This window comes from Sphingopyxis solisilvae, from assembly GCF_015475875.1.
Classification (GTDB): Bacteria; Pseudomonadota; Alphaproteobacteria; order Sphingomonadales; family Sphingomonadaceae; genus Sphingopyxis; species Sphingopyxis solisilvae.
Window position 1 is genome coordinate 95,293 of the sequence record NZ_JADKYM010000011.1, and the last position, 26,725, is coordinate 122,017.

The 26,725-nt window shown below is 65.5% G+C and carries 30 protein-coding genes; 13 read left to right on the top strand and 17 right to left on the bottom strand.

Features of this window, described 5'->3' with window-relative positions:
• Positions 1–114 precede the first annotated feature (114 nt).
• The 9 genes from ybaL to IR187_RS09975 all read right to left on the bottom strand — a co-directional run bounded on the left by ybaL (position 115) and on the right by IR187_RS09975 (position 8,545).
• Entirely contained in the window at positions 115–1,755 is a 1,641-nt protein-coding gene (ybaL, locus tag IR187_RS09935; protein ID WP_194954446.1) for a YbaL family putative K(+) efflux transporter, read from the bottom strand.
• Positions 1,756–1,822: 67 nt separating this feature from the next.
• Entirely contained in the window at positions 1,823–2,878 is a 1,056-nt protein-coding gene (gene arsB, locus IR187_RS09940) for an ACR3 family arsenite efflux transporter (protein ID WP_194954447.1), read from the bottom strand.
• Between the two features lie 35 nt (positions 2,879–2,913).
• Entirely contained in the window at positions 2,914–3,423 is a 510-nt protein-coding gene (locus tag IR187_RS09945; RefSeq protein WP_194954448.1) for an arsenate reductase ArsC, read from the bottom strand.
• 1 nt (position 3,424) lies between these two features.
• Complete coding sequence (locus IR187_RS09950) at positions 3,425–3,904, bottom strand: ArsI/CadI family heavy metal resistance metalloenzyme (RefSeq protein WP_194954449.1); 480 nt, start codon at positions 3,902–3,904, stop codon at positions 3,425–3,427.
• Positions 3,901–4,245, bottom strand: a complete 345-nt coding sequence (locus tag IR187_RS09955; RefSeq protein ID WP_194954450.1) for an ArsR/SmtB family transcription factor — start codon at positions 4,243–4,245, stop codon at positions 3,901–3,903. Before IR187_RS09955 ends, IR187_RS09950 begins: the two co-directional genes overlap by 4 nt.
• 99 nt (positions 4,246–4,344) lie before the next feature.
• Entirely contained in the window at positions 4,345–6,159 is a 1,815-nt protein-coding gene (locus tag IR187_RS09960; RefSeq protein ID WP_194954451.1) for an ABCB family ABC transporter ATP-binding protein/permease, read from the bottom strand.
• A 540-nt stretch (positions 6,160–6,699) separates the two neighbouring features.
• Positions 6,700–7,278, bottom strand: coding sequence for an LptA/OstA family protein (locus IR187_RS09965; RefSeq protein WP_194954452.1), 579 nt, complete (start codon positions 7,276–7,278; stop codon positions 6,700–6,702).
• Positions 7,275–7,913: an LPS export ABC transporter periplasmic protein LptC gene (gene lptC, locus IR187_RS09970; RefSeq protein WP_194954453.1), complete on the bottom strand. Its 639-nt coding sequence runs from the start codon at positions 7,911–7,913 to the stop codon at positions 7,275–7,277. The genes IR187_RS09965 and lptC overlap by 4 nt, the downstream gene beginning before the upstream one ends.
• Before the next feature lie 14 nt (positions 7,914–7,927).
• Positions 7,928–8,545, bottom strand: coding sequence for a ribonuclease D (locus IR187_RS09975; RefSeq protein WP_194954454.1), 618 nt, complete (start codon positions 8,543–8,545; stop codon positions 7,928–7,930).
• 261 nt (positions 8,546–8,806) lie between these two features.
• Here IR187_RS09975 and IR187_RS17105 point away from each other — a divergent pair, with 261 nt between their 5' ends.
• Positions 8,807–9,583 carry a cold-shock protein gene (locus IR187_RS17105; protein ID WP_194954455.1) on the top strand — a complete coding sequence of 259 codons (777 nt, stop codon included), beginning with the start codon at positions 8,807–8,809 and terminating at the stop codon, positions 9,581–9,583.
• A gap of 367 nt (positions 9,584–9,950) precedes the next feature.
• Here IR187_RS17105 and IR187_RS09985 read toward each other — a convergent pair whose 3' ends face one another.
• The 4 genes from IR187_RS09985 to IR187_RS10000 form a co-directional block, all read right to left on the bottom strand.
• Positions 9,951–10,406 carry a Dps family protein gene (locus tag IR187_RS09985; RefSeq protein ID WP_194954456.1) on the bottom strand — a complete coding sequence of 152 codons (456 nt, stop codon included), beginning with the start codon at positions 10,404–10,406 and terminating at the stop codon, positions 9,951–9,953.
• Positions 10,407–10,521: 115 nt separating this feature from the next.
• The gene (locus tag IR187_RS09990) at positions 10,522–11,091 is read right to left on the bottom strand and encodes a hypothetical protein (RefSeq protein WP_194954457.1); all 570 of its coding nucleotides are present in this window, start codon (positions 11,089–11,091) and stop codon (positions 10,522–10,524) included.
• Between the two features lie 32 nt (positions 11,092–11,123).
• Complete coding sequence (locus IR187_RS09995; protein WP_194954458.1) at positions 11,124–11,453, bottom strand: hypothetical protein; 330 nt, start codon at positions 11,451–11,453, stop codon at positions 11,124–11,126.
• Between the two features lie 51 nt (positions 11,454–11,504).
• Positions 11,505–12,149: a GGDEF domain-containing protein gene (locus IR187_RS10000; protein WP_194954459.1), complete on the bottom strand. Its 645-nt coding sequence runs from the start codon at positions 12,147–12,149 to the stop codon at positions 11,505–11,507.
• A gap of 206 nt (positions 12,150–12,355) precedes the next feature.
• On the opposite strand from IR187_RS10000, the gene purE reads away from it, so the two are divergent.
• The 8 genes from purE to IR187_RS10040 all read left to right on the top strand — a co-directional run bounded on the left by purE (position 12,356) and on the right by IR187_RS10040 (position 20,925).
• Positions 12,356–12,853, top strand: coding sequence for a 5-(carboxyamino)imidazole ribonucleotide mutase (purE, locus tag IR187_RS10005; RefSeq protein ID WP_194954460.1), 498 nt, complete (start codon positions 12,356–12,358; stop codon positions 12,851–12,853).
• Positions 12,854–12,858: 5 nt separating this feature from the next.
• Positions 12,859–13,932, top strand: coding sequence for a 5-(carboxyamino)imidazole ribonucleotide synthase (locus IR187_RS10010; protein ID WP_267463768.1), 1,074 nt, complete (start codon positions 12,859–12,861; stop codon positions 13,930–13,932).
• Positions 13,929–14,426, top strand: coding sequence for a dihydrofolate reductase (locus tag IR187_RS10015; RefSeq protein WP_194954462.1), 498 nt, complete (start codon positions 13,929–13,931; stop codon positions 14,424–14,426). The genes IR187_RS10010 and IR187_RS10015 overlap by 4 nt, the downstream gene beginning before the upstream one ends.
• A gap of 144 nt (positions 14,427–14,570) precedes the next feature.
• A complete protein-coding gene (locus tag IR187_RS10020) occupies positions 14,571–15,752 on the top strand; it encodes a dipeptidase (RefSeq protein ID WP_194954463.1) in 1,182 nt (393 codons plus the stop codon).
• Positions 15,749–16,675 carry a bifunctional riboflavin kinase/FAD synthetase gene (locus IR187_RS10025; protein WP_194954464.1) on the top strand — a complete coding sequence of 309 codons (927 nt, stop codon included), beginning with the start codon at positions 15,749–15,751 and terminating at the stop codon, positions 16,673–16,675. The genes IR187_RS10020 and IR187_RS10025 overlap by 4 nt, the downstream gene beginning before the upstream one ends.
• Before the next feature lie 209 nt (positions 16,676–16,884).
• A complete protein-coding gene (gene ileS, locus IR187_RS10030) occupies positions 16,885–19,962 on the top strand; it encodes an isoleucine--tRNA ligase (protein ID WP_194954465.1) in 3,078 nt (1,025 codons plus the stop codon).
• A complete protein-coding gene (lspA, locus tag IR187_RS10035; RefSeq protein WP_194954466.1) occupies positions 19,959–20,480 on the top strand; it encodes a signal peptidase II in 522 nt (173 codons plus the stop codon). The genes ileS and lspA overlap by 4 nt, the downstream gene beginning before the upstream one ends.
• Positions 20,481–20,505: 25 nt before the next feature.
• Positions 20,506–20,925, top strand: coding sequence for a DUF3035 domain-containing protein (locus IR187_RS10040; protein ID WP_194954467.1), 420 nt, complete (start codon positions 20,506–20,508; stop codon positions 20,923–20,925).
• 15 nt (positions 20,926–20,940) lie between these two features.
• On the opposite strand, the gene IR187_RS10045 is transcribed toward IR187_RS10040, so the two are convergent.
• Positions 20,941–21,300 (bottom strand): winged helix-turn-helix transcriptional regulator, encoded by a 360-nt coding sequence (locus IR187_RS10045; protein ID WP_194954468.1) that lies wholly within the window; start codon positions 21,298–21,300, stop codon positions 20,941–20,943.
• Between the two features lie 80 nt (positions 21,301–21,380).
• Between IR187_RS10045 and IR187_RS10050 the strand changes: the two genes are divergently transcribed.
• On the top strand, positions 21,381–21,815 hold the full coding sequence (locus tag IR187_RS10050; protein WP_194954469.1) for a PaaI family thioesterase: 435 nt from the start codon (positions 21,381–21,383) through the stop codon (positions 21,813–21,815).
• Here the strand turns inward: IR187_RS10050 and IR187_RS10055 are convergent.
• Positions 21,812–22,480, bottom strand: a complete 669-nt coding sequence (locus IR187_RS10055; RefSeq protein WP_194954470.1) for a hypothetical protein — start codon at positions 22,478–22,480, stop codon at positions 21,812–21,814. The genes IR187_RS10050 and IR187_RS10055 overlap by 4 nt on opposite strands.
• A 127-nt stretch (positions 22,481–22,607) precedes the next feature.
• Between IR187_RS10055 and relB the strand changes: the two genes are divergently transcribed.
• Both relB and IR187_RS10065 read left to right on the top strand, forming a co-directional pair.
• Positions 22,608–22,826: a type II toxin-antitoxin system RelB family antitoxin gene (gene relB / locus IR187_RS10060; protein ID WP_194954471.1), complete on the top strand. Its 219-nt coding sequence runs from the start codon at positions 22,608–22,610 to the stop codon at positions 22,824–22,826.
• Entirely contained in the window at positions 22,810–23,073 is a 264-nt protein-coding gene (locus IR187_RS10065; protein ID WP_194954472.1) for a type II toxin-antitoxin system RelE family toxin, read from the top strand. The genes relB and IR187_RS10065 overlap by 17 nt, the downstream gene beginning before the upstream one ends.
• Here IR187_RS10065 and dxs read toward each other — a convergent pair.
• The gene (gene dxs, locus IR187_RS10070) at positions 23,070–24,998 is read right to left on the bottom strand and encodes a 1-deoxy-D-xylulose-5-phosphate synthase (RefSeq protein WP_194954473.1); all 1,929 of its coding nucleotides are present in this window, start codon (positions 24,996–24,998) and stop codon (positions 23,070–23,072) included. The two genes, IR187_RS10065 and dxs, sit on opposite strands and share 4 nt — an antisense overlap.
• 124 nt (positions 24,999–25,122) lie before the next feature.
• A complete protein-coding gene (locus tag IR187_RS10075; protein ID WP_194954474.1) occupies positions 25,123–25,347 on the bottom strand; it encodes a hypothetical protein in 225 nt (74 codons plus the stop codon).
• Between the two features lie 212 nt (positions 25,348–25,559).
• Here IR187_RS10075 and IR187_RS10080 point away from each other — a divergent pair, with 212 nt between their 5' ends.
• Entirely contained in the window at positions 25,560–26,576 is a 1,017-nt protein-coding gene (locus tag IR187_RS10080) for a MipA/OmpV family protein (protein WP_194954475.1), read from the top strand.
• Positions 26,577–26,725 lie beyond the last annotated feature (149 nt).

Consider the following 26,725-nt stretch of genomic DNA (forward strand, 5'->3'; position numbering starts at 1 on the left):
GACCATTCCAATCCTTTTCCCGTTCGCATCGAGCGAAGTCGAGATGCCGTTGGACTTCGCGCGGCGCTGAGGGGTGTCTCGACTTCGCTCGACACGAACGGAATGAAGGCTGGATTATACCAAAGTCAGCATCGCCCGCTCGGCCATCCGCGCCGCCGTCTCGCGTTCGGCCATCACGACATGGTCGGCGCCGCGCCGCACCAGATCGGCGACCTCCTCGTCCGAATGTGCGCGCGCGACGATCACCAGCCTGGGGTTGATCGCCCGCGCGCGTCGCACGATCGCCCCCGCCTCGACGCCTTCGGGGATTGCGATCAGCAGGGTCGAAGCCTCTTCGAGCCCGGCCTGCCGCAGGATACTTTCCTTGGTCGCATCGCCGACGATCACCGTCGCCCCCGTGGCGCGGGCAGCCGCCGCCATATCCTTTTGATCCTCGATCACCGTCAGCCCCTCGCCGCGTCCGCAGATCAGCGTCCCGATGTGGCTGCCTACCCGACCGAACCCGATCAGCACCACGCCCGCGTTACACAACGCAGCGGATTCCTCGCGCGCCATATCCACCGGCTCGGGTGCCGCGTCGGTGCGGATGCGCTTGACCGCCAGCGTGAACAGGATCGGGTTGACCAGGATCGACAGCAACGCACCCGCCAGGATCAGGTCGCGTCCGGTTTCGGGCAATACGTCCAGCCCGACCCCAAGCCCGGCGAGGATGAACGAAAATTCGCCGATCTGCGCGAGACTCACCGACACCGTCAGCGCGGTCTGGGTCGTGTGGCCAAAGGCACGGACAAGCGCGAAGGCGGCGAGCGATTTGCCGACGACGATGATCGCGACGGTCGCCAGCACCGGCCCCGGCTGTTCGACCAGCACATTGGGATCGAACAACATGCCGACCGACACGAAAAACAGCACCGCAAAGGCATCGCGCAGCGGCAAGGTCTCTTCGGCCGCGCGGCGGCTGAGCTGCGTTTCGCCGAGAATCATCCCGGCGAAGAATGCTCCGAGCGCGAAGGACACATCGAAAATCACCGCGGCGCCGAACGCTACCCCCAGCGCAATCGCCAGCACCGCGAGCCGGAACAGCTCGCGTGACCCGGTGTGCGCGACCCAGTGCAGCACCCAGGGCAGAATGCGCCGCGCGACGACAAACATGAAGGCGACAAAGCCGACGACCTTGAGCAGCACGATCGCCGCGGATTGCAACAATTGGTCGCCGCCGGCCGCATCGCCGCGGTCGCCGAACATCGCGGGGAGCAGGACGAGCGCGAGCACCATCACCAGATCCTCGACGATCAGCCAGCCGACCGCGATCCGCCCTTTTTCGGTCTCGATCATGTCGCGCGCCTGCAGCGCGCGCAGCAGGACGACGGTCGAGGCGACCGACAGCGCCAGCCCGAACACCGCGCTGCCCTCGATCGTCCAGCCGAGCCACAGCCCGAGCATGATGCCGAGAGCCCACGCCACCGCAATCTGCGCGATCGCCCCCGGCACCGCGATCTTGCGAACCGACAGCAGATCCTTCAGCGAAAAATGGAGGCCGACGCCGAACATCAGCAAAATGACGCCGATCTCGGCCAGCTGCATCGCCAGCCCGGTGTCGGCGACGAACCCCGGGGTGAACGGGCCGACGAGGATGCCAGCGAGCAAATAGCCCGCAATCGGCGAAATCCGCAATCGCTGCGCCAGCGCCGCCATCAGGAAAGCAACGCCAAGGCCTGCAACGATAGTTCCGATCAGGGTCGTGTCGTGCGGCATGGTTTCTGCCTAGGGGGATGCCGCGCCGGGGGTCAACCCAAGCCAATCGATCTCCTGGCGAAAAGCCTCAGCTTTCGCGCGGCACGCTGTCCGGAAACCAGCGCCGCCCGAACCAGAAGGCCAGGTTGACGAGCAGGATCAGCACCGGCACCTCGACCAGCGGGCCGATCACCGCGGCAAAGGCGACCGGCGACGCCAAGCCGAACGCCGCGATCGCGACCGCAATCGCCAGCTCGAAATTATTGCCCGCCGCGGTAAAGGCGACCGCGGTGGTGCGCGGATAATCGGCGGCGATCCATTTGCCCATCGCAAAGCTGATCACAAATTGCAGGACGAAATAGATCGTCAGCGGCACCGCGATGCGCAGCGCGTCGAATGGCAGCGTCAGGATTTCGCCGCCTTTCAGGCTGAACATCGCCGCGATGGTGAACAGCAACGCGACCAAGGTGATCGGCGCAATGCGCGGCAGAAAGCGCGTCTCGTACCAATCCTCACCCTTCGCGCGTACCAGCAGGGTGCGGGTCAGGAACCCGGCCAGGAAGGGGATGCCCAGATAGATCAGCACCGCCTCGGCAATCATCCAGGTGTCGATCGCGATCAGCTGCCCCTCCAGCCCCAGCAGCGGCGGCAGGAAGGTCAGGAAAAACCACGCATAGGCGCTGAAAAACAGGATCTGGAACAGCGAATTGAACGCGACCAGCGCCGCGACATATTGATTGTCGCCCTTTGCCAGCTGGTTCCACACCAGCACCATCGCGATGCAGCGCGCCAGCCCGATCAGAATGACTCCGGTCATATAGGCGGGTTCGTCGCGCAGAAAGATCACCGCGAGCACGAACATCAGCACCGGCCCGATCAGCCAGTTCTGGACCAGCGACAGCATCAGCACCCGCCGATCCTCGAACACCTGCGGCAGCGCGGCATAGCGCACCCGCGCCAGCGGCGGATACATCATCAGGATCAACCCGATCGCGATCGGCAGGTTGGTCGTCCCGACGCTCATCGCATCGATCCCCGCCGGCAGCGCCGGAAACAGCGTCCCCAGCGCGACGCCGAGCGCCATCGCGAGGAAAATCCACAGCGTCAGAAAGCGGTCGAGAAAGCCAAGGCGGCTGCGTTGCATGGGGTCGGTCCTTGATTGGAAATCGGCTGGGGCGGTCAGGCCGCGCCCGCCATCGCGCCGATAGCGTTCAGCGCGTCGCGCCGCTCCGCCGGCGTCATGGTTTCGAGCGGCAGCGTCAGCATCGCGCGCACGCGCATGTCGAGCAGACGATATGTTTCGGCAAAGGCGGCATCGACCGCCGCCTCGTCGCCGGTGGCATCGGCGGGATCGGGCAGTCCCCAATGCGCGCGCACCGGGGCGCCGATGAACAGCGGGCAGGTCTCGCCCGCCGCATTGCCGCACACGGTGATCGCGATGTCGATGCGCGGCGCATCGGGTGCGGCAAATTCGTCCCAGCTTTTCGACCGGTAAGCGCTCGTATCATAGCCCTCGCGCGCCAGCAGCCGCAGCGCGCCCGGATGCGGGACGCCTTTCGGCTGGCTGCCCGCGCTGAACGCACGGACCCGGTCCGCACCCTTGCGGGCGATCAGCGCCTCACCCAAAATGCTGCGCGCCGAATTGCCGGTGCACAGCACCAATATGTTCAGCCCGTCCCCCGCGGCCATGTCAGCAGCAGCCGACCTTGGCGGGTGCCGCCTGCGGCATCGTCGGAACGCAGCACGCGCCTTCGGCGGCACCCGCCGACGCCAGCGGCGCGAAGTCGGGGCTGTCGCCGTATACTGTCGATTCGCCATTGGTCAGGAAGGCTTCCCAGACGACGCCGTCAGGATCGGCGATCCAGCTCTTTTCGGACTTGGCGTAGCAACAGGTCGTCGCGCCTTCCTCCAGCACCGGCGCCCCGGCATCCTTCAGTCGCCCGTAAACCGCCGCGAGTTCGGCTTCATCCTCGACCTGCAAGCCGACATGCTCGATCCCGCGCTCCGCGCCGTCGCGCACCGAAATCGCGAAATTGATCCGCGGATCGTCGAGCATCCATTTGGCATAATCGGGCTTGGTCACGCTGGGCGCGGTGCCGAACAGCCCCGAGTAAAAGGCGATCGATTTGTCGAGGTCGCTGACCCCGACGTGCATGTGAAAACGGCTCATGCGGCAGTCCTTTCATTCTTGTCTTTGGTGTCACAGGGCGCGGCAGGCGCGCACACCGCCCCGCCGCAACAATTTTCCATCAGGAAGCCGAGCAGCGCGGTCATCGCGCCATAATCGGCGGTGTAGATCAGCGACCGCCCGTCGCGGCGCTGCGCGATCAGTCCGGCGTTGGTCAGCTGCGCGAGGTGAAAGCTGAGCGACGACGCGGGTACCCCCAGCGCCTCGGCAATCGCACCGGCGGCCAGCCCGTCCGGCCCGGCCTGCACCAGCAGCCGGAACAGCGCGAGCCGATGCTCCTGCGCCAGCGCGCCCAGCGCGCGAACAACGGTTTCCGATTCCATCGCGGCCTCCATGATTCGATAATCATCGAAATATGGAAATCGGAGCAGGGCGTCAACAAATATTTCGATAATATTCGAAATAACCGAACAAGGGCCCGTCTAAACCGTGCCCTCTTCCTTCTCCGCCTGCTGCCGCGCCCACATGTCGGCGTAGAGTCCGCGCATTGCCAGCAGCTCGTCGTGCGTCCCTGTTTCGGCGACGCGGCCCTTGTCGAGCACGATGATGCGGTCAGCGTTCGTCACCGTCGACAGCCGGTGCGCGATCACCAGCGTCGTGCGCCGCGCCGCGATCCGCTCCAGCGTGTCCTGAATCGCCGCCTCGGTGCGGCTGTCGAGGGCGCTCGTCGCTTCGTCAAGGATGAGCACCGGCGGGTTCTTGAGCAAGGTCCGCGCGATCGCGACGCGCTGCTTCTCGCCGCCCGACAGTTTCAGCCCGCGCTCGCCGACCTCGGTGTCGTAACCCTGCGGCAACAGCGCGACGAAGCCGTCGATCGCCGCGCCCTCGGCTGCCGCTGCAATCTCTTCGGCACCCGCGCCCTCGCGGCCATAGGCGATATTATAACCGATGCTGTCGTTGAACAGCACCGTGTCCTGCGGGACGATGCCGATGCTGGTGCGCAGGCTGGCCTGCGTGACCTGCGCGATATCCTGCCCGTCGATCAATATCCGCCCGCCCTGCGGGTCGTAGAAACGGAACAGCAACCGCGCGATCGTCGACTTGCCCGCCCCCGACGGCCCGACGATCGCCAGCGTCTCGCCCGCCCCCACCGCAAAGCTCACGCCGTTCAGGATCGTGCGGTCAGGCTCGTAACCGAAGACGACATTCTCGAACGCCACCGCGCCGCCGTTCACCGCCAACGCCGCCGCGCCCGGCGCATCCGAAATCTCGGGCGGCGTGTCGATCAGGCGGAACATCGCCTCCATGTCGATCAGCCCTTGGCGGATCACGCGATACACCATGCCGAGCATGTCGAGCGGGCGGAACAGCTGTGCGAGAAGCGTGTTCACCAGCACGACGTCGCCGACCTTATATTCGCCGACCGACCAGCCCCATACGGTGTACGCCATCGCTCCCGCGAGCGCGGCGTTGGTGATCAGGCTCTGCCCGATGTTGAGCCACGCGAGGCTGTTCTCGCTCTTCACCGCGGCGCGCGCATATTGGTCGGCGACGTCGCGGTAGCGGGCTTCCTCGCGCGCTTCGGCGCCGAAATATTTGACCGTTTCGTAATTCAGCAGACTGTCGACGCTGCGCCCGATCGTCAGCGTGTCGAGGTCGTTCATCCGCGTGCGCAGCGCGTTGCGCCAGTCGGTCACCTTGCGGGTGAAGATGATATAGACGATCACCATCAGCGCGGTGGCGCTGGCGAGCCCGAAACTGAACTTGGTCCAGAAGATGATGAGGACCGCGGCCAGCTCGATGATCGTCGGCGCGATGTTGAACAGCAGGAAATAGAGCATCGTGTCGATGCTCTTGGTCCCGCGCTCGATCACCTTGGTCACCTCGCCCGTTCGCCGCGCGAGGTGGAAGCGCATGCTGAGCGCATGGAGGTGGCTGAAGGTCGCAATCGCCAGCTCGCGGGTCGCATCCTGCCCGACGCGTTCGAACACGACATTGCGGAGGTTATCGAACAACACCCCTGCAAAGCGCGCGCCGGCATATGCCAGCACCAGCCCGATCGCGAGCGCGACGCCTTCCTCCATACCCGGCACCATGGCGTCGATCGCCGCGCCATAAAGAAAGCCCATCGACAGCTGGACGCCCTTTGACGCGAGCACGATCAGCCCCGCCCCGACGATCCGCACCTTGTGGCCGCGAGGCCCCGCGGGCCACAGATAGGGCAGGAAACGCTTCAGCGTATCGAGAACGGGGGGTTCCTTGGCCGCGTCGGCGGAAGAGAGCGTATCGGGCGGCATGCGCGCCCCATGTAGGGGTGCCGGGGCGGAACGCCAAGCGGGCATGATGGCGACGCGCCGGGTTATGCCGTCATGCGCGGCGCCCATTGGGTCTCACACAAAGACACAAAGAGCGCGGCGCGCGCAACAGGCGGAGACTCAGGCTCGCGCGAAGCGCATTTTTGATGGTCGCCTGCGGCGACGCGCAGATGATTGCGGGCTTGGCGCACCCCCTTTGTGTCTTTGTGTGAGACCCTCTTATTTCCGCTTCGCGCCTTTGCGCCTTCGCGTGAGAAAATCTTTCTCTACCGCGACTTGCTATACCGCGCATGGCGCATGATGCGGTCGATCAGGCGCCGTTCTTCGGACGTCGGGGTGGGGATGATCGCCGCGGGAGGCTCGGCACGGCGACCGAAAGATGGGCGGCGCGGGGGAACAAGCGGGGAGAAGCGCATCGGGGGCTTGCCTTTGTGACGCGGCGTCGCCCCCCGGCGCCGCAATGGTTCTGGTCCCTGCGCCCATGGTGAAGGCACAGGGTTGCAGAACCGTCAAAGGCGCTGGTTATTGTTTTCTTTCCGGTACGGTGAAGGTGCCGGTGACGCGCCCGCCGGTGCCGCCCGAAATCGGATTGCCGTCGGGACCGCGCGCCGCGCCGCGTCCGTCGACCGTCGCGCGGCCGCTGTTGAGGTCGATCACCAGCCGCCCGCCGCGCAGATTGTTGCCGCGCTGGCGCAGCTCGACATTGCCGACCATCGTGATCAGGCGGCGGTCGAGGTCATAGATCGCGACATTGCCCGATGCGCGTTCGTCGCCCTTGGTCACCACGACCCCGCCGGTCGCGTCGAGCCGGTTGACGTCGGTACCGCCCGATCGGGTGTAGGCGACGGTCATCCGCGCCGCGGTGACGGTCATCCCCGCCTGCGTCACGCGGACATTGCCCGCTATGACGACGCGGTCGGCACGGTCCTGCACCTCGATGCTGTTCGCGGCGAAATCGACCGGGGCGTTGCTGTTGTGATTGGCCAGCGCCTGCGCCTGTGCCACATCGCCGCCGGTTCCCGCCGACATCAAGGCCAGGCTGGTCAGCGCAAAGCCCGCGCCCGCCAGCAACATGCTCCTCAGCGGCGAAAAGCGGTTCATTTGAGCACTCCCTGGTTGATCCGCAGCCGGGCATTGCCCTCCAGCCGCACGATCCGCTGGTCAAGATCGGCCGACAGCTGATTGGCCGAGAAACTGCCGATGTTCAATGCCCCGTTGACGCCGCCCTGCCCCCGCAGGCTGCGTGTCTTGAGGTCGATCGACACATTGCTGGCGTCGATGCGATAGCCGTCGGCGCTTCTGACCTGCACCATTCCCGGCACCGCGACCTTTTCGGTCTCCATATTATAGGCGCTGTCGCGCGCAACGATCGTTGCCGGGCCGTCGTCGAGGCGGATCGCCCCCGACAGGTCGTTCATCCGCACGATCGGCTCGGCAGAACTTTTCTGCACCGCGCTGCCGGCCAGCAAGGCAAAGGGCTGGCCCTTGGCATCCTGGCCGCGATATTCGGCGCGCGTCACCTTCATCCGCTCGCTCGCCATGTCGACCTTGTCCTTGGCGAGCAGGAAACTGATCTCGGTGCGCTGGGTAAAGGGTGAAAAGACCAGCACCGCCGCGACGACACCGATCACCAGCGGCAGGCCGAAGCGCAGGATGCGCACGACGCGGTCGTGGCTAGACCCGCTTGCTGCCCACAGCTGGCGCATGGTGCGTTCAAGATCGGCGCGTTCGGACATCGAATCGGCTTCCGTCAGCTATGCGCAAAAATGTCGGTTTCGGGCCAGCCGGCCAAGTCGAGCGCGGCGCGCGTCGGCAGGAAATCGAAACAGGCCTGCGCCAGCGCGGTGCGTCCCTCGCGCGCCAGCCGCGCGTCGAGGATCGCTTTCATCGCATGCAGAAAGCGCACGTCGCTGGCGGCATAGTCGCGCTGCGCCTCGCTCAGCTCGGCGGCGCCCCAGTCGCTCGACTGCTGCTGTTTCGACACGTCCTGTCCCAGCAATTCGCGCACCAGTTCCTTGAGCCCATGGCGGTCGGTATAGGTGCGCACCAGCTTCGAGGCGATCTTGGTGCAATAGACGGGCGCGGTCACGACGCCGAGCGCCTGTTGCAGCGCGGCGATGTCGAACCGCGCAAAATGAAACAATTTCAACCGGTCGGGATCGGCCAATATGGCCGTGAGCACCGGCGCGTCATATCTGCTGTCCGGCGCAAAGCGCACCAGATGCTCGTCGCCCGACCCGTCGCTGATCTGCACCAGACACAGCCGGTCGCGCAGCGGGTTCAGTCCCATGGTTTCGGTATCGACGGCAACCGGTCCCGGCCCCAGCGCGCCCGCGGGCAAATCTTCTTCATGGAAATAGACACTCATGGCCCCGCCTTAGGCCAAGCCGCCTTGCCGCTCAATGACTGGTTTCGGGGGGCAGCGCCGGGATATGGGGCGCCGTGCCCATGCGTCTGCCAATAGAGTTTGGCCTTTTGAATTTTCCGTTCGCAGAAAGCTTCGCTTTAGGCTATATATTGCGTCGTTAGCGGCATGGGGCGAGTCTATGCCCGTGGTGAAGTGCGTCCCCGTCCGACGCAATGCGCCGATCAAATGGGGTATGGACGAACCGAAAGCGACTACTAGACAATGAGTTTCAACAAGGATCGCCGTGGCCAGCGCGGGCGCGGCAAGCGCGATGACTTCGGCAATTTCGACAGCTTCGAACCGGCTCCCTACGGCGGTGATTCCTACGGCGGCGGACGCGGCGGGTTCGGTGATCGTGACCGCGGCGGATTCGGCGGCGGCGATCGCGGCGGCGGCTTTGGCGGCGGTGACCGCTTCGGCGGCGGCGGCGGTGGCGGTGGTGGCTTCGGCGGTGGTCGCGGCGGCGGGATGCCGGCGCAGGTCGTCGGCGAAGGTCAGGGCACCGTTAAATTTTTCAACGCGGCAAAAGGCTTTGGCTTCGTCGCGCGCGACGATGGCGGCGAAGATGTCTTCGTCCACATCAGCGCGGTCGAACAGGCCGGCCTGCAGGGTCTGGCCTCGGGCCAGCCGCTCGGCTTCACGCTGGTTGAACGCAATGGCAAGGTGTCGGCGATCGACCTCAAGATCGAGGGCGAGCCGATGCCGGTCGAGGAATTTGCTCCCCGCCAGCGCGACGATCGCGGCGCCCCGGGCGGCGCACGCGGACGTCGCCAGCTGACCGGCGAACGCACCTCGGGCACGGTCAAATTCTTTAACACGACGAAGGGCTTCGGCTTTATCGCGCGCGACGACGGACAGGCCGATGCCTTTGTCCACATCAGCGCGGTGCAGCGCGCCGGCATGACCGGCCTTGATGAAGGCGACCGCGTCGCGTTCGATATCGAAGTCGACGATCGCGGCAAATTCGCCGCGGTGAACATCCAGCCGCATCAAGACTGATCGGCGGATAACCGGATAGGAAAAGGGCGGCTCGCGGGCCGCCCTTTTTTGTTTCTGGCGAAGAATTGGCAGCTATCGTCAACGATCGATTGGGCGATCACTCCTCCCTGCGACGTAGCCATGGGGAGGTGGCAGCGCGAAGCGGTGACGGAGGGGCAATTAGCGCCGACTTCGCGGCCCCTCCACCATCCGCTTCGCGGACGGTCCCCCTCCCCATCGCTGCGCGACAGGGAGGATCGTCAAGGGCAGCTCGCCACTCTGTCCCGGCCACTTTGTTCGCAACGACAACAAGCGACCGAAAGCCGACGTAAAGCCCTCTCCCCTTGGGAGAGGGGAATAGCAGCTCCCCACCCCAAAACCGCCAGGCTCAATATCCCAGCGTCGCTTCCAGAAACCAGATGCGCTGTTGCGTTTCGTCGGCCCAGCCGTCGACCAGTCCGCTCGTCGCGATGTCGCCGTCAGCCTCGGCCGCGGCCTTCACCTCTTTCAGCTGGCCCAGCAGCGTCTTGTTGTCCTCGGCCAGCGTCCGGATCATCGCCTCGGCGTCGACGCCCGTCGCATCGTCGTCGCGGATGGAGCTGCGGCGGCCGATGTCGCCGATCGACTGCAGCGTCCGCGCGCCATTCTTGCGTACCCGTTCGGCGATCAGGTCGGTCGTTGCAAAGATCTGCGCCGCCTGTTCGTCGAACAGCAGGTGCAGTTCGCGAAAGCGCGGCCCCTGAACGTGCCAATGATAATTTTTGGTCTTGAGATAGAGCGCGAAGCTGTCGGCGAGCAGCGCGTTGAGCGCATCGGCGACGGCGGGCTGGTTGTGCTGGGACATGGGAAGCATCCTTTCTGCTATCCCGACCATATAGCGCCGACCGCCCGACTTCGCCCATAAAAGCCCTCGCTTGCTGTCATCGACAAAAACGATGAAAACGCCGCCAGGTTCCTGCTTAGCCGATCAATCCGAACGCACCCAGCGCGGTGCGCGCGCCCCAGAGCAGCAGGATCGCCGCGGCCGCCCAAACTATGACGCGTGCCGCGCGCTGCCCGGCCAGCGCCGGGCCAAAGGCCAGGAACGGCAGCATCGCCAACGTCCAGCCGACGACCCCGCCGGCCGCCGCCCATTGTCCGGCCCCGCTGGTCGCGGCGAGCGCACCGATCAGGAAATGGCTGCGGTCGCCGAACTGGGCGACGAGCATCCGGCCCGCGAGCGCCGCGGGACTTGCCGTCACGGCCATATCGGCGGCGACCGCGGCGCGTCCGCGCCAAAGCAACCCGGCGGCGGCGGAAAGCATCGCGAACGCAACGAGCAAGGCCGCCACCCCCTGTCCGATCATCCGGTTGGCCACCGCCCCGGCGACCGCTGCGACCGATGCGTGGGCAATGAAGCTGGTGTAAAAGATCGCCACCACGAGGCGCCGGTCGGGCCGCGCGCCGACAAGTTGCGAGAGGAAAATCCCGCTGCGTCCGTCAGCATTGGCGAGCAGCACCGCGACCAGGGCCAGCATGATTGCATCCATGGCGACGGGTCTGGATCGTCAGGCGGTGGCGGTCAATGGCCGAGGCGCATTGCGACCGATGCCAGCCACGCCTCTTGGGCCGCGGCGGGCAGCGGCCCGCGCGGCAAGCTGGCCGCGTCGCTCATGGCGTCGAGATAGGTCAGGATCGCGGCGCGATAGCCGCCGCCCGCGACCGCCGATTCCAGCCGGCTGGCCAGCGTCTCGACCGCGGCAAAGCCGTTGTCGCGCGCCAGGCAGCGAATATCGTCGATGCCCTGGACGATCTGCGCCAGCGCGCAATGCGGCAAGTCATCGGCGAGCGCGCCGATCTGGCCGGTAATCCGGTGCTGGATGTCGAGATATGGGTCGGTCCGGATCTGCATCACTCACCCCCTGTCCTTTGGGGAACGTGCGCCGATATGGTTAACAGCCGGTTAGCGATGCCCGGCGGCGACGTGCTGGCCCTGTTTGCTGCGGTACATGTCGCGGTCGGCCGCGGCCAAAATGTCCGATTCGGTCATGCCGGTTTGCAGCATCGCGATCCCGAAACAGGCCGACAGCGGGATTTCATGCCCGTCATAGCGCGCCGGGGTCGCAGCCAGCACGTCGCCGAGCCGGCTGGTCTGCGCGCGCGCGCCTTCTTCGCTCGACTGGTCGAGGATCAACCCGAATTCGTCGCCGCCGATCCGCGCCGCGACGTCGGTCGCGCGGATCGATTCGGCGAGCCGTTTGGCAATTTCCATCAAGGCGAAATCGCCCGCCGCATGGCCAAAGCTGTCGTTGATATATTTCAGCTGGTTGACATCGACGAACACCACCGCGGCGCGCTCGGCATGACGTTCGAACCGGGCGATGCGGTGGTGGATCGCGGTCAGGAAATAGCGGCGGTTGAACAGCGGGGTCAGCGTGTCGCGTTCCGACACGCGCTCCAGCTCGGCAACGGCGATCTTCAACACGCGGTTTTCGCGGCGCAACGCGTCGCGTTCCCGGCGGACATCCCGCAGCTGGTCTTCGATAGAGGCGATGGGTGCGGCGCCGAACTGGTCGACCGCAATCCGTGCCCCCCCTACGCTATCCATCCAACGTCCCCGCAAGCGTTCCCTGTGGCGCCGGCGTCCGGCCGGTGCGTTCCAAGCAGCAACCCTAAACGCGACTTGATACCAATCGGTAAACGCCGCCAAAAGCGGCGCGCGGCGGCACGGCGTTGCCCGCGCGCGATGCAGTCGCTAGGGGGAAGGCGGCGGCGATTCACGCACGGGGCGCCGGCCAGGGCAGGAGGGATGGAATGGGCGAAACCGCCCCCATAGTCGGCGTCATCATGGGCAGCCAGTCGGACTGGCCGACGATGGCGCATGCGGTCCAGATCCTCGAGCAGCTGGGGATCGCGCACGAGGTGCGGATCGTGTCGGCGCACCGCACCCCCGAACGGCTGGTCGACTATGCCAAAAGCGCGGCGGAACGCGGGCTGCAGGCGATCATCGCCGGGGCCGGCGGCGCCGCGCACCTGCCCGGCATGGTCGCGGCGATGACCCGTGTGCCCGTGCTCGGCGTGCCGGTCCAGTCGGCGGCGCTGAGCGGGGTCGACAGCCTCTATTCGATCGTCCAGATGCCCGGTGGCGTGCCCGTCGCGACCTTTGCGATCGGCAAGGCGGGCGCGACGAACGCGGGCCTGTTCGCCGCCGCGCTGCTCGCCAACAACGACGCCGGTCTGGCGGCGCGCCTCGACGAATGGCGCCATGCCCAGACCGAAGCGGTCGCCCCCGCGCCGGTCCGCGAGGGCTGACGCTGTTGCTGTCCCCGGGCTCGACGATCGGCATCCTCGGCGGCGGCCAGCTTGGCCGGATGCTCGGCGTCGCGGCGGCGCAGCTTGGGTATCGCGTCCATATCTACGCCCCCGACCATGAAAGCGTCGCGGCCGAGGTCGCCGCGCACCACACGCAGGCGGCGTGGGACGACGAACCGCGGCTCGCCGCCTTTGCCGCGGGGTGCGACGCGGTGACGATCGAGTTCGAAAATGTGCCCGTCGACACCGTCCGTTTCCTGTCGGGGCATGTATCGGTGCGCCCCGGCGCGCAGGCGCTCGAAATCGCGCAGGACCGGCTGACCGAAAAGCAGTTCGTGACCGGGCTCGGCGGGCGCCCCGCCCCCTTTGCCGCCGTCCCCGACCGCGCCGCGCTGGGCGCCGCGCTGACCGAAATCGGCGCCCCTGCGATTCTCAAGACGCTGCGGATGGGCTATGACGGCAAGGGACAGGCGCGGCTCGCGACCCCCGCCGACGCCGATGCCGCATGGGACGGCATCGACCGGCACGCCGCGATCCTCGAAGGCTTCGTCACTTTCGCCCACGAATTTTCGGTGATTCTGGTGCGCGGTATCGACGGCGAGACGCGCTTCTGGGACAGCAGCGTCAATGTCCACGAAAGCGGCATCCTCGCCACCGCTGCGCTGCCGCCGCCGCAAATTGTCCTCGACCAGCAGGACGAAGCACGCGCGCTGATGGCGCGGATCGCCGACGATCTCGACTATGTCGGGGTGCTGACGGGCGAGTTTTTTGCCACCGACGATGGCCCGATTTTCAACGAGATGGCGCCGCGCGTCCACAACAGCGGGCACTGGACGATCGAGGGCGCGGTGACCAGCCAGTTCGAAAACCATATCCGCGCCGTTGCCGGGCTGCCGCTCGGCAGCACCGCGACCACCGCGCTGCCCGTCACCATGCGCAACCTGATCGGCGCCGACATCGCCACCGTCCCCGAACTGCTCGCCGACGGCAACGCGCACGTCCATCATTATGGCAAGGCCGAGGTTCGCAACGGGCGCAAGCTCGGCCACGCGACGTGGGTGGGGACTGCCCCCGCATGAACCACCCCGAAATCACCCTGATCCTCGCGCGCGCCGCCAATGGCGTGATCGGCGCCGACGGCAGGATGCCCTGGCACCTGCCCGCGGACCTGCGCCGTTTCAAGCAGCTGACGATGGGGCGTCCGATGATCATGGGGCGCAAGACCTTCGACAGTCTGCCCGCGGTGCTCGAGGGGCGGCGACATATCGTGCTCACCCGCGATACCGAGTGGCAGGACGAGGGCGCCGAGCCGGTGGCGAGCGTCGAAGAAGCGCTAAAGCTGGCGAACGCGCCGCAGGTGATGGTGATCGGTGGCGCCGAAATCTATCGGCTGTTCCTGCCGCTCGCCGACCGCATCGAACTGACCGAAGTCGCGCTCGAACCCAAGGGCGATGCAGTGATCGCCTATCCCGACCCCGCAGCATGGCGCGAATTGGCGCGCGAGGATCATCCCGCCGACGACGTCGGGCGCCCCGCCTACAGTTTCGTCACGCTGACGCGGCAGGGTGGATAATCGGATGACGCCTGACAGCCTCGTCATTGCGAGGAGCGCAGCGACGCGGCAATCCAGAATGTGTGTAAACCGCTCTGGATTGCTTCGCTTCGCTCGCAATGACGGCGCGATGCAGTCCGAAGCCGTGCCATACAGGAGAGAAATATGCGCCGTTGGCTGACCGCACTCCTGCTCATCATTGCCCTCGCCGCACTCGCCTTTTTCGCGCTGGCCCCCGGTATCATCGAGCGCGGTACGAACCAGATCGACGGCAAGCCGCTGCCGCAAGTCAGCGAACGCGCCAGGGCGCTGCACAAAACGCTGACCATCGTCGACCTCCACAGCGACACCCTGCTGTGGAAACGCGACATGCTCGACCGCGCCGGCCGCGGCCATATGGACTTGCCGCGGCTGCAGGACGGCAATGTCGCGCTGCAAATCCTGTCCAGCGTCACCAAGTCGCCGAAGGGGCAGAATTACGACGCGAACAGCGGCGATACCGACAATATCACCAGCCTGGTCGTCGCGCAGCTCCAGCCGGTGCGGACGTGGAACTCTTTGCTCGAACGGTCGCTGTGGCACGCCGAAAAACTGCACCGTGCGGTCGCGTCATCGGACGGCAAGTTGCGCGCGGTTGCCACCGCCACCGACCTCGACGCGCTGCTCGCGGCGCGCAGGGGGAAGCCGCTGACCACTGGTGCGCTGCTCAGCATCGAGGGATTGCAGAATCTCGAGGGCACGCTCGCCAACCTCGACAAGCTCTATGCCGCGGGCTTCCGCATGGCGGGGCTCACTCATTTCTTCGACAACGACCTCGCCGGGTCGATGCACGGCCTCAAAAAAGGTGGCCTTACCCCGTTCGGGCGGCAGGTTGTGACCGCGATGGAAGCGAAGGGTATGATCGTCGATATAGCGCATTGCAGTGAAGCCTGCGTCGCCGACATCCTGAAAATCGCGCGTCGTCCCGTCGTGTCCAGCCACGGCGGGGTGCAGGCGACGTGCCAGGTCAACCGCAACCTCAGCGACGAGCAAATTCGTGGTGTCGCTGCAACCGGCGGCCTGGTCGGCATCGGCTATTGGGACGCCGCGATCTGCGACACCTCGCCCGCCAGCATCGCACGTGCGATGAAGCATGTCCGCGACCTCGTCGGCATCCGGCACGTTGCGCTCGGCAGCGATTATGACGGCGCCACCACCGTGCGCTTCGACACGTCGAAGCTGGTTCAGGTGACGCAGGCGCTGATCGACGCCGGGTTCAGCGACGAAGAAATCCGCGCCGCGATGGGCGGCAATGCGGTCCGCGTGCTCAGGGCGGGGCTGGTCCCGCTAACGCCGCCCGCACCATGATTCGCCTCGACGGCCACACGCACATCGAAGAGCCCCTGCGCGGCGGGGTGATCGCGCTCGGCAATTTCGACGGTTTCCACGCCGGGCATCAGGCGGTTGTCGGCCGCGCGGTGCGCCATGCGCATGACGAAGGCCGCCCCGCGATCGTCGCGACCTTCGACCCGCATCCGGTGCGCTTTTTCAAGCCCGACGTGCCGCCCTTCCGCCTCACCACGCTCGACCAGCGCCAAGAGCTGTTCGCCGCGGCGGGCGCCGACGCGATGCTTGTCCTGCCCTTTGACGCGGCGCTTGCGGGGACAACCGCCGAGGATTTCATCACCGGCCTGCTGCTCGACCGCTATGGCGCCGCCGGGGTCGTCACCGGCAGCGACTTTGTGTTCGGCAAGGGCCGCGGCGGCGACGTCGTCACCCTCGCCGACCATGCCCGCCGCCTCGGCTTCTTCACCGAAATGGTCGCCCCGGTCGAGGATGACGCGGTGATCTCGTCGAGCCGCATCCGCGAGGCGCTGCACGCGGGCGACTGCGCCACCGCCGCGCGCCTGCTCACCCGCCCCTTCACCGTGCGCGGGGTGGTCCAGCACGGCGACAAAAACGGCCGCCTGCTCGGCTTTCCGACCGCGAACCTCGACATGGGCACCTACCTCCGCCCGCGTTACGGCATCTATGCCGTCACCGGGAAACTGCCGGACGGGCGCGAACTCAAAGGCGCCGCCAACCTCGGCATCCGCCCCAGCTTCGATCCGCCCAAGGAATTGCTCGAACCGCATTTCTTCGACTTTGCGGAGGATCTCTACGGACAGGAAATCGACGTCGCCTTCCACGCCTTCATCCGGCCCGAGGCCAAATATGACGGCATGGACGCGCTGATGGCGCAGATCGCGGCGGACTGCGACAAAGCGAAGGCGCTGCTGGCAGATATCTAATCCCTCTCCCATTTAGGGAGAGGGCAGCGAGATTTGCCAGCTTGCTGGCTTAGTCGCAGCGGGTGAGGGGTGGCGCGCTATCGACAGGTCACACCCCCTCACCCAGCTTCGACTAGCGAACAAGTTCGCAAGTCTGCGCAACCCTCTCCCTTGAAGGGAGAGGGACAGAGGTTTGCGCCCACGCGATTCTGCGCTAAGCGCCGCGCACCATGACCGACACGCCCGCAACCGAACAGCGCGATTACCGCGACACCGTCTTCCTGCCCAAGACCGACTTTCCGATGAAGGCCGGCCTGCCGCAGAAGGAGCCGCTGATTCTGGCGAAATGGCTCGGGGGCAATCTCGAAGGCCAGATCCGCGCCGCGCGCGCCGGGCGCGAGCAGTTCATCCTCCACGACGGCCCGCCCTACGCCAATGGCGACATGCACATCGGCCATGCGCTCAACCATATCCTGAAGGACATGGTCGTCCGCACCCAGACGCTGAAGGGCAAGGACGCGCCCTACGTCCCCGGCTGGGACTGCCACGGCCTGCCGATCGAGTGGAAGGTCGAGGAGCAGTATCGCAAGAAAAAGCTGAACAAGGACGAGGTGCCGGTCGAGGAATTCCGCGCCGAATGCCGCGCCTATGCGCAGCATTGGGTCGACACCCAGCGCGAGCAATTGAAGCGCCTTGGCATCGGCGGCGACTGGGACCATCCGTATCTGACGATGGATTATGAGGCCGAGGCCACGATCGTGCGCGAACTGCTCAAATTCGCCGCGAACGACATGCTCTATCGCGGCGCCAAGCCGGTGATGTGGTCCCCGGTCGAAAAGACCGCGCTCGCCGAGGCCGAGATCGAATATGAGGATATCGTCTCGACCCAGATCGACGTCGCGTTCGAGATCGTCGAGAGCCCGATCGCCGAGCTGGTGGGCGCGCATGCGGTGATCTGGACGACAACCCCGTGGACGATCCCGGTCAATCAGGCTTTGGCCTATGGGCCGGAGATTGATTATGTCCTTGGGGTTTTCCATGGCGGCGTGTTCCTAGATGATGACCAGCATCCTTGGGCGCCATCGAAAGCAGGTAAGGTTCTGATCGCTGCTCCGCTGCTCGAAGCCTTCTCGCTCCGCGCGCAAGTCGATAACTTTGAAGAGTGGCGCACAATCAAAGGCTCCGACCTCGCCGGCACCATCGCCCGCCACCCGATGCACGCGCTCGGCGGCTTCTTCGCGCGCCCGCGTCCCTTTCTCGCGGGCGATTTCGTCACCACCGACAGCGGCACCGGCCTCGTCCATATGTCGCCCGACCATGGCGAGGACGACTTCGACCTCTGCAAGGCGAACGGCATCGACCCCGTATTCGCGGTCGAGGGCGACGGCAAATATCGCGAAGACTGGGGCTGGCTCGGCGGTCAGGGATCGGTCATCAACCCCAAATTCAACGCCCCCGACGGCCCGATCTGCACCGACCTGCGCGAAGCCGGCGGCCTGCTCGCGGCCTCGGCCGATTACAAGCATAGCTACCCCCACAGCTGGCGCTCGAAGGCGAAGGTAATCTATCGCTGCACCCCGCAATGGTTCGTGCCGATGGACCGGGTGATGACGCATATCGAGCCCAAGGCGCCGCGCGAGCAGCGCTGGGAAAGCGAAGGCGGCGCGATCAACCCCGCCGAGGAGCCTCTCTGCGCCGCGCCGACGCTGCGGCAAGCCGCGATGCACGCGATCGACCGCACGCGCTTCGTCCCCGAAAAGGGCCGCAACCGCATCGGCAGCATGGTCAAGGACCGCCCCGACTGGGTGCTGTCGCGCCAGCGCGCGTGGGGCGTGCCGATCACGCTGTTCGTCGACCGCAAGACCGGCCAGTACCTCAACGACCCGCAAGTCAACGACCGCATCGTCGCGGCGGTAAAGGCGGGCGGCGTCGACGCATGGAGCGACGCGCGCGCGCAGGAATATCTCGGCGACCAGTACAACGCCGCCGATTACGAACGCATCACCGACATCCTCGACGTCTGGTTCGATTCGGGCTGCACCCACGCCTTCGTGCTGGAAAGCGGCCGCTGGCCCGCGCTCGTCCGCCACGACGGCGGCACCCACAGCGCCGACCTGTATCTGGAGGGCAGCGACCAGCACCGCGGCTGGTTCCAGTCGTCCTTGCTGGAGTCCTGCGGCACGCGCGGACAGGCGCCGTACAAGGCGGTGCTGACCCACGGCTTCACGATGGACGCCAAGGGTCTGAAGATGTCGAAGTCGCTGGGCAACACGATCAGCCCGATCGACCTGATGCGCGACTATGGCGCCGACATCCTGCGCCTGTGGGCGCTGTCGGTCGATTTCACCGAGGACCACCGGATCGGCAAGGAAATCCTGACCGGCGTCGCCGACCAGTATCGCAAGCTGCGCAATACGTTCCGCTATCTGCTCGGCGCGCTCGAAGGGTTCAGCGAGGAGGAGCGCATCACCGACATCGCGGCGATGCCCGAACTCGAACGCTATATGCTCAGCCTGCTCGCCGATCTCGACGCCAAGCTGGCCCGCGCAGTCGATGACTTCGACTTCAACAGCTACACCCGCCTGCTGTCGGATTTCTGCAACGAAGACCTGTCGGCCTTCTATTTCGACATCCGCAAGGACAGCCTCTACTGCGACATCGGCCCCGCCGCCCCGCTAGGGACCGCGAAGCGCCGCGCGTATCGCACTGTGCTCGACACTTTGTTCCACGCGCTGGTGCGCTACGCCGCGCCGGTGCTGGTGTTCACGGCTGAGGAAGTGTGGGGGACGCGCTATCCCGACGAAGGCAGCGTACATCTGCTCGAATGGCCCAACCTCGACCATCTCCTGCTTCCCCGCGAAAGCGGGGATCCAGAGCGTGCGTCGGCTGACCCCACCCTGGGTTCCCGCGTTCACGGGAATGTCGAGTTGATGGAGCGTTGGAGAAAGCTGCGCGCGCTGCGTGTTCAATTGACGGAGGCTATTGAGCCTAAACGACGCGACAAAACGATCCGTTCGAGCCTCGAAGCCAATGCCGTTGCGATTGTGTATGAACCGGCAGCCAAGGAATTGCTGGATAGTTTAGATTTTGCAGAGATCGGCATCGTGTCACGTTGCAAGATATTGTTGGGTAATTCCGACGCGCTATCTCTCGAAACAATCGCCCGCACTCATGGGAATTTCCCTGCTCGTTTTGAGATAGAGCCCACCACCGACCACAAATGCGGCCGCTGCTGGCGCCACCTCCCCGAAGTTACCGAGGACGGCAACTTGTGCAATCGCTGCGAAACAGTATTGAACCCGGCATGACAAGCTCTCGTTCGCCGCACCTGCGTTTTGGCCTGTTGATCGCCGCCTTCGCCTTCCTGCTCGATCAGGTGACCAAATGGGTCATCATTACCCCGCTGTCGCTGGAAGCGAAGCGGGTGATCGAAATCGCCTCTTTCTTCGACCTGCGCTGGGCCGAAAATTGCGGCATATCGCTGTCGATGTTCGCCAGCTGCACCGACACGACGCGCTGGACGCTCGTCGCGGTGACCGGCATCGTGGCCGCCGCGGTCGGCTTCTGGATGACGCGCGAGCAGGCAAAGGGCGATGTGATCGCGCTCGCGATGATCCTGGGCGGGGCGCTCGGCAATATCGTCGATCGCGTGCGCTATGGCTATGTCGTCGATTATGCCGACCTGCATATCGGCGAATTTCGCCCCTTCATGATCTTCAACGTCGCCGATGCGTGCATCACGCTCGGCGTGCTTTTGCTGGTTGCGCGCGCGCTGCTCTTGGGCGAAAAGGCCTCCGATGCGGACGCCCGATCGTCCGTGAAGTAAACGGGGCGCATAGGAGTTATTTGCAGTGAACCGGACCAAAGTCATCCTGACCGCCTCGATCCTGGCCACCACCCTGTCGGCCTGCGGGTCGAACAATCTGTTCAGCCGCGACCGGCCCGATGAATTTGCCGTGTCGCGTCAGGCGCCGCTCGTCGTGCCGCCCGATTTCGCGCTGACCCCGCCCGCCCCCGGCACCGCACGTCCCGGCGGCGAAACCACCGCGGAACAGACGCTGCGCGCGCTGTTCGGCGGCCCCTCGGCGCGCAGCGCGAGCGAAGCCGCGGTGATCGGCAGCGCCGACGGCGCGCGCGCCGACCCCGGCATCCGCAGCCAGGTCGGCAGCCCCGACACGCAGGTCGTCGACAAGGGCCTGGTCGTCCGCGACATCCTGGCCGCCCCCGAAGGCGACGGCCGCGACGCGCAGGCGGCGATCCCGGGCGCCTGAGTCCATCTCAGCTAATCAATAAATCCCCGGCCCGGCATCGCCCGGGCCGTTTTCTTTTGACGCGCGCGGCAGCCATGCGTCGCCCCACGCCTTGATCGCGTCATAGGTCGGGCGCAGCGCTTCGCCCGCCGCGGTCAGCCGGTATGCCGCGCGCTTCCCTTCCGGCGGCACCCGCTCCATCACCCCCGCCTCGACCATCCAGCCCAGCCGCGAGGTCAGCGCGGCGCGCGAAATGTCCAGCCGCTCGATGAAATCCTCGAAACGGTCGAAGCCGAGGAAGGCTTCGCGCAGGATCAGCAGCACCCAGCGGTCGCCGAGCAGCCGCGAGGCGCGGCCGACGGCGCAGGGCGAGCGCGATGGCACATAGTCCTTCATTAGTCTGGATTTAAGACTTGACGCCGCCGTGCGCAAGCGACGATAAGGTCTGCAATCCAGACTAAACAAGGCTCTCCCCCATGCGCGGACACCGTTTTGCCAGCAACGACGAAGCCGTCGCTTATATGAAAAGCGTCGCGGTCGACGCCTCGGGCTTTACCGCCTTCCTCGGCGTCGAACCGCTGCGCTGTTTCGAGGGTGAGGCCGAACTGCTGCTCGCGCTACGCCCCGACATGACCCAACATCACGGCTTTGCCCATGGCGCGATCGTCGGGCTGATGGCCGACAACGCCTGTGCCTGGGCGGCGAGCAGCGTGATCGGCGACGTCGTCACCGGCAGTTATACGATCAACTTCCTCGCGCCCGCCAAGGGCAGTCACCTGCGGTCGCGCGGCACGGTGATCAAGGCCGGCAAGCGCCAGGCGATCGTCCGCGCCGATGTCTGGGCCGAAGGGGACGGCGAAGCGCCGCGCCGCTGCGCGATCGCGCAGGCAACGATCGTCCCGGTCGGCTAACGAAAAATCTGCGACACGACGACAAATAGTACGAGCGCCTCGACCATCGCGCGCGACGCATGGCCGGCGGCGCGCCAGTAACCGCAGCGCAAATGGTGGGCGAACCACAAGATCTGGAGCGTGCCGAACCACAGCAACGCAAAGACAAGCAGCGCCAAACCGGCCACCTCCCACTCGATGTGCTTCGTCCGCATCAGGATCGAGGACACGCTGACCATCATCGCAAAGGGCGCAGTGACGTAGCATTGGCTGTAAAAGGGTGGTTTGAGCGGCCCGCGGTCGAGCTTCACATGCCGCGCGCGCACCATCCGCGCCGCCATGATCAGCGGAAAGATGCTGAAAAACGCGACCCGCACCAATATCAGGCTGCTGTCGTCGCTGATAAAGGCGCTTAGCCCGGTCTTGTCGAAAACGATCTGGTCCTGTCCAAGCAGCGACAGTTCGGCGGCGTGGGTCAGCGCGATGGTCAGCAGCAGGAACAAGGGCGGCGACAAAGTGTCGCTATATTGCCGCGCCGCCGGATCGCCGAGTTCGCTGTCGGCATAATCCATCATCTTGAGCGGCTGCGTCAGCGCGCGCCACAGCGTGACCGGATAAAAGACCAGCCACGACATGATCTCATAGAGCAGTTCGTCGAGCGACTGGATGAGTTTCAGGAAATCCATTGGCCCGCCCCCATGTCCCGACAATCATCCATCGCGCTGATCGAAATGTCCACTATGGTTCATTCCCGATCGATATTCTTGTCGGCCAATCCAAAATGTTATACTTGTATAGCAAAGGAGACTGCCGATGCTCGCCATCCGCCTCGACAAGCAATTGGAAGATCGGCTCGCAAGCGCCGCGAAGCGGTCTGGCCGGACAAAAACCGCACTCGCCCGCAAAGCGATCGAGGAATATATCGACGATCTCGAAGACATCGCGCTACTCGAAGAAGCGCTGAACAATCCTGACGCGGGAAAAACGGTATCGCTAGAACAGATGCGGCGCGAGCTTGGCCTGGACGCTTGATTTCGACGCAGCCGCACGCCGGCAGCTTCGCAAGCTGCCGCGCAATGTCGGCGAGCAAATTCTCGCCGGCTTGCAGCAGATCGCCGCCTTGGAAAACCCGCGCCAACGCGGCAAAGCCATGGTCGGCGAGCGAAAAGGTTATTGGCGCTATCGCATCGGCGATTATCGCGTCATCGTGCGCATCGAGGATCAAAGGCTGGTGATCGTCGTGATCGCCATTGGCCACCGGCGCGAAGTGTACCGCTAGGCCCGAACCCCCGCTTCCTCGACACCCGCGCTGTTGTGGCGCAGCGCCTTCAGCACGCAATCGACGATCTGCGGCGCGTTGAGCCCCGCGGCGTCATATTGCAGTTCGGGCTTGTCCTGATCCTGGAACATGTCGGGCAGGCGGAGCGTGCGCAGTTTCAGCCCGGCGTCGATCAGCCCCTCGTCGCTCGCCAAGGTCAACACATGCGCGCCCAGCCCGCCGACGCTGCCTTCCTCGACCGTCACGCACACTTCGTGGCTCGCGAGGGTCTTGCGGATCAGCTCCTCGTCGAGCGGCTTGGCGAAACGCAAATCGATGACGCTCGTCGACAGCCCGCGCGCCTCCAGCGTGTCGGCGGCCTTCAGCGCTTCGCCCAGCCGCGTCCCGAGCGAGAAGATCGCCACCGTCTTGCCGCTGCGCACAACGCGCCCCTTGCCGATCTCCAGCTTCACCGGCACTTCGGGCAGCGCGACGCCGGTGCCGTTGCCGCGCGGATAACGGAAGGCGATCGGGCCATCGTCATATTCGGCGGCGGTGTAGGTCATATGGACCAGCTCGGCCTCGTCCGCCGCCGCCATCACCACCATGTTGGGCAGCGTCGCCAGATAGGTGACGTCGAACGATCCGGCATGCGTCGATCCGTCGGCGCCGACCAGCCCGGCGCGGTCGATCGCAAAGCGCACCGGCAGATTCTGGATCGCCACATCATGGACGACCTGATCGTAAGCGCGCTGAAGGAAGGTCGAATAGATCGCGCAGAACGGTCGCATCCCCTGCGCCGCGAGCCCCGCGGCAAACGTCACCGCATGCTGTTCGGCGATGCCGACGTCGAAGCTGCGCGTCGGATGCGCCTTGGCGAACTTGTCGACGCCCGTCCCCGACGGCATCGCCGCGGTGATCGCGACGATACGCGGATCGCTGTCGGCCAGCTTCGCCAGCGTTTCGCCGAAGACATTCTGGTACGCGGGCGGTCCCGGCGGCGCCTTTGCCTGCTCGCCGGTGATGACATCGAATTTCTGGACGCCATGATATTTGTCGGCCGCCGCCTCGGCGGGGGCATAGCCCTTGCCCTTCACCGTCACCGCATGGATCAGCACCGGGCCATGGTCGCTGTCGCGGACATTTTCCAGGATCGGGATCAGATGGTCCAGATTATGCCCGTCGATCGGCCCGACATAATAAAAGCCGAGTTCCTCGAACAATGTCCCGCCCATCGCCATGCCGCGCGCATATTCGTCGGTCTTTTTCGCCGCCTTGTGCAGCGGCTCGGGCAATTTGCGCGCAAAGCGCCGCGCGATTTCGCGCAGCTCGATAAACGGCCGCGACGACACCAGCTTGGCCAGATAGGCCGACAGCCCGCCGACCGGCGGCGCGATCGACATGTCATTGTCGTTCAATATGACGATCAGCCGGTTGCCCGCCTGCTTGGCATTGTTCATCGCCTCATAGGCCATGCCCGCCGACATCGACCCGTCCCCGATCACCGCGATCGCACGGCCCGGCTGGTCCTTCAGCTTGTTGGCGATCGCAAAGCCCAGAGCGGCGCTGATCGACGTCGAGCTGTGCGCCGCGCCGAACGGATCATATTCGCTCTCGCTGCGCTTCGTGAACCCCGACAGCCCGCCGCCCTGGCGCAAGGTACGAATGCGGTCGCGACGTCCGGTGATGATCTTGTGCGGATAGCATTGGTGGCCGACGTCCCACACGATCTTGTCGCGCGGGGTATCGAACACATAGTGGAGCGCGGTGGTCAGCTCGACGACCCCCAGCCCCGACCCCAGATGGCCGCCGGTGGTCCCAACGGCAGAAATCATCTCGGCGCGCAGCTCGTCGGCGAACTGGCGGAGGTCTTCAGGCTTCAGCTTGCGGAGGTCGGCAGGGACATCCACCGTGTCGAGCAGCGGCGTATGCGGTCGATCAGTCATCGGGCCGTCATACTGGTAACCACCGATACTGTCGAACGAAAAGCCAACCCTATCCCCTCCCGCTTGCGGGAGGGGCGGCGAGACTTGCGAACTTGTTCGCTAGTCGCAGCGGGGAGGGGAGGGGTTATTCGCCGCCCTCGTCGCGTTTCGCCGCATCGACCTGCGCGTACAGCCCGCGCACCATCAGGTCGGTGAACACCAGCATCACCCCGATCATCCCGACCAGCAAGGCAACCGCGGCGACCGGGAACGGCCCGATGCTGTCGATCCGGCCTTGCCGCATCAGGACCGCCAGCATCACCGCAACGATCATCAGCGTATAGCCGGTCAGGCGACCGATGCGGTTCATGCGCCCGTCAGCATCGCGGCGCCACGGAATTCGCGCTGCGCTCGGGAACCAAAGGCCGGGCGGCGCGATTGGGAGGGTTTGAGGATGCAGCGGCGCATGACCGGCACGATGCGTTCAAAACGGCGGTTCGGCAAGACGAACTATTTGCAATCGCTGGGTGATCGCATAGACCCTCGGTCACGAGGGGCAAGAATAGAGGATAGATGCCCGATATGACGCCGCTCTCCCGCATGAACCGGACGATGTGCAAGGCGGGGCTTGTTGCCCTGTTCGCGATAGCCGGAATCGGCGCATCGCCGGTTGCGGCCGAGGATGCTGCTCCCCCGCCCGCGCTGGTCGAATCGCTGGACCCGGTTGCGACGCCGGTCGCCGCGCCCGCCGCGCGCTATCTTCAGACGACGGGCGACATCGATGACGAGATATTGCTTCCGGCGGCGCGCGACGACGATCGCGACGACGACCGCAAATGGTCACGCAACTATTTTTCGGTCGCCGCCGGCGCGCTGAGCGTGCCCGACTATAGCGGATCCGACGAGCGGCGTTTGCTCCCCGCCTTTTATGTGCGCGGGCGCTACGACGGCTATTCCTTTTCGACCCGCGGCACCAATTTGCAGGTCGACCTGATCCGCCAGCGGCGTGGGCAAAAGACCGATTTCAAATTCGGCCCGATCATCAGCCTGCGCGCCGACCGCTCGGGCAGCGTCAAGGACGCGCAGGTCGCCGCGCTCGGCAAGCGCAAGCTGGCGGTCGAGGCCGGGCTGTTCGCGGGGGTCACGCAAACCGGCGTCATCACCAGCGCGCACGACCAGCTCGGTTTCCGCGTCGTCGCGCTCAAGGATGTGTCGGGCCGTCACGGCAGCTGGGCGGCATCGCCGACGATCGATTACGGCACCCCGCTGTCGAAACGCGCCTTCGTCGGCGTGTCGGCGTCGATGAACTTCTATGGCAAGGGGTTCGGCCGCTATTATTACGACATCGACCCGCTGGGCAGCGCCGCGAGTGGCCTGCCGGTATACAGCGGCGCGGGGGCCAAAGCGGGCGCCGGCAAATATTCGTTCGGCGTGGCGGGTGCCTATTCGCTCTCGGGCGACCTGCGCAAAGGCTTCGTCCTGATCGGCGGCGCGCAGTACAGCCGCCTGACCGGCCGCTTCGCCGACTCGCCGATCGTGGCGCAGGCCGGCAAGCCCGGCCAGTGGCTGTTCGGCGGCGGGCTGGCGTATCAGTTCTGAGGGGTTGCGGCTGATTGCGGTCTTTTGCCCGAAGGGCAATGTCAGAACAGGATTCGCGCAGAGGCGCAGAGAACGCAGAGGGGAGCGCGGTTCAACTCTGCGATCTCCCATGAGGCGCTTCGTCGCCCGTGTCATCATGCTGATCATCG

Excerpts from the sequence above, each read along its gene's own strand:
- ybaL (WP_194954446.1), bottom strand. The coding sequence starts at position 1,755 with ATGCCGCACGACACGACCCTGATCGGAACTATCGTTGCAGGCCTTGGC.
- arsB (WP_194954447.1), bottom strand. The coding sequence starts at position 2,878 with ATGCAACGCAGCCGCCTTGGCTTTCTCGACCGCTTTCTGACGCTGTGG.
- IR187_RS09945 (WP_194954448.1), bottom strand. The coding sequence starts at position 3,423 with ATGGCCGCGGGGGACGGGCTGAACATATTGGTGCTGTGCACCGGCAAT.
- IR187_RS09950 (WP_194954449.1), bottom strand. The coding sequence starts at position 3,904 with ATGAGCCGTTTTCACATGCACGTCGGGGTCAGCGACCTCGACAAATCG.
- IR187_RS09955 (WP_194954450.1), bottom strand. The coding sequence starts at position 4,245 with ATGGAATCGGAAACCGTTGTTCGCGCGCTGGGCGCGCTGGCGCAGGAG.
- IR187_RS09960 (WP_194954451.1), bottom strand. The coding sequence starts at position 6,159 with ATGCCGCCCGATACGCTCTCTTCCGCCGACGCGGCCAAGGAACCCCCC.
- IR187_RS09965 (WP_194954452.1), bottom strand. The coding sequence starts at position 7,278 with ATGAACCGCTTTTCGCCGCTGAGGAGCATGTTGCTGGCGGGCGCGGGC.
- lptC (WP_194954453.1), bottom strand. The coding sequence starts at position 7,913 with ATGTCCGAACGCGCCGATCTTGAACGCACCATGCGCCAGCTGTGGGCA.
- IR187_RS09975 (WP_194954454.1), bottom strand. The coding sequence starts at position 8,545 with ATGAGTGTCTATTTCCATGAAGAAGATTTGCCCGCGGGCGCGCTGGGG.
- IR187_RS17105 (WP_194954455.1), top strand. The coding sequence starts at position 8,807 with ATGAGTTTCAACAAGGATCGCCGTGGCCAGCGCGGGCGCGGCAAGCGC.
- IR187_RS09985 (WP_194954456.1), bottom strand. The coding sequence starts at position 10,406 with ATGTCCCAGCACAACCAGCCCGCCGTCGCCGATGCGCTCAACGCGCTG.
- IR187_RS09990 (WP_194954457.1), bottom strand. The coding sequence starts at position 11,091 with ATGGATGCAATCATGCTGGCCCTGGTCGCGGTGCTGCTCGCCAATGCT.
- IR187_RS09995 (WP_194954458.1), bottom strand. The coding sequence starts at position 11,453 with ATGCAGATCCGGACCGACCCATATCTCGACATCCAGCACCGGATTACC.
- IR187_RS10000 (WP_194954459.1), bottom strand. The coding sequence starts at position 12,149 with ATGGATAGCGTAGGGGGGGCACGGATTGCGGTCGACCAGTTCGGCGCC.
- purE (WP_194954460.1), top strand. The coding sequence starts at position 12,356 with ATGGGCGAAACCGCCCCCATAGTCGGCGTCATCATGGGCAGCCAGTCG.
- IR187_RS10015 (WP_194954462.1), top strand. The coding sequence starts at position 13,929 with ATGAACCACCCCGAAATCACCCTGATCCTCGCGCGCGCCGCCAATGGC.
- IR187_RS10020 (WP_194954463.1), top strand. The coding sequence starts at position 14,571 with ATGCGCCGTTGGCTGACCGCACTCCTGCTCATCATTGCCCTCGCCGCA.
- IR187_RS10025 (WP_194954464.1), top strand. The coding sequence starts at position 15,749 with ATGATTCGCCTCGACGGCCACACGCACATCGAAGAGCCCCTGCGCGGC.
- ileS (WP_194954465.1), top strand. The coding sequence starts at position 16,885 with ATGACCGACACGCCCGCAACCGAACAGCGCGATTACCGCGACACCGTC.
- lspA (WP_194954466.1), top strand. The coding sequence starts at position 19,959 with ATGACAAGCTCTCGTTCGCCGCACCTGCGTTTTGGCCTGTTGATCGCC.
- IR187_RS10045 (WP_194954468.1), bottom strand. The coding sequence starts at position 21,300 with ATGAAGGACTATGTGCCATCGCGCTCGCCCTGCGCCGTCGGCCGCGCC.
- IR187_RS10050 (WP_194954469.1), top strand. The coding sequence starts at position 21,381 with ATGCGCGGACACCGTTTTGCCAGCAACGACGAAGCCGTCGCTTATATG.
- IR187_RS10055 (WP_194954470.1), bottom strand. The coding sequence starts at position 22,480 with ATGGATTTCCTGAAACTCATCCAGTCGCTCGACGAACTGCTCTATGAG.
- relB (WP_194954471.1), top strand. The coding sequence starts at position 22,608 with ATGCTCGCCATCCGCCTCGACAAGCAATTGGAAGATCGGCTCGCAAGC.
- dxs (WP_194954473.1), bottom strand. The coding sequence starts at position 24,998 with ATGACTGATCGACCGCATACGCCGCTGCTCGACACGGTGGATGTCCCT.
- IR187_RS10075 (WP_194954474.1), bottom strand. The coding sequence starts at position 25,347 with ATGAACCGCATCGGTCGCCTGACCGGCTATACGCTGATGATCGTTGCG.
- IR187_RS10080 (WP_194954475.1), top strand. The coding sequence starts at position 25,560 with ATGACGCCGCTCTCCCGCATGAACCGGACGATGTGCAAGGCGGGGCTT.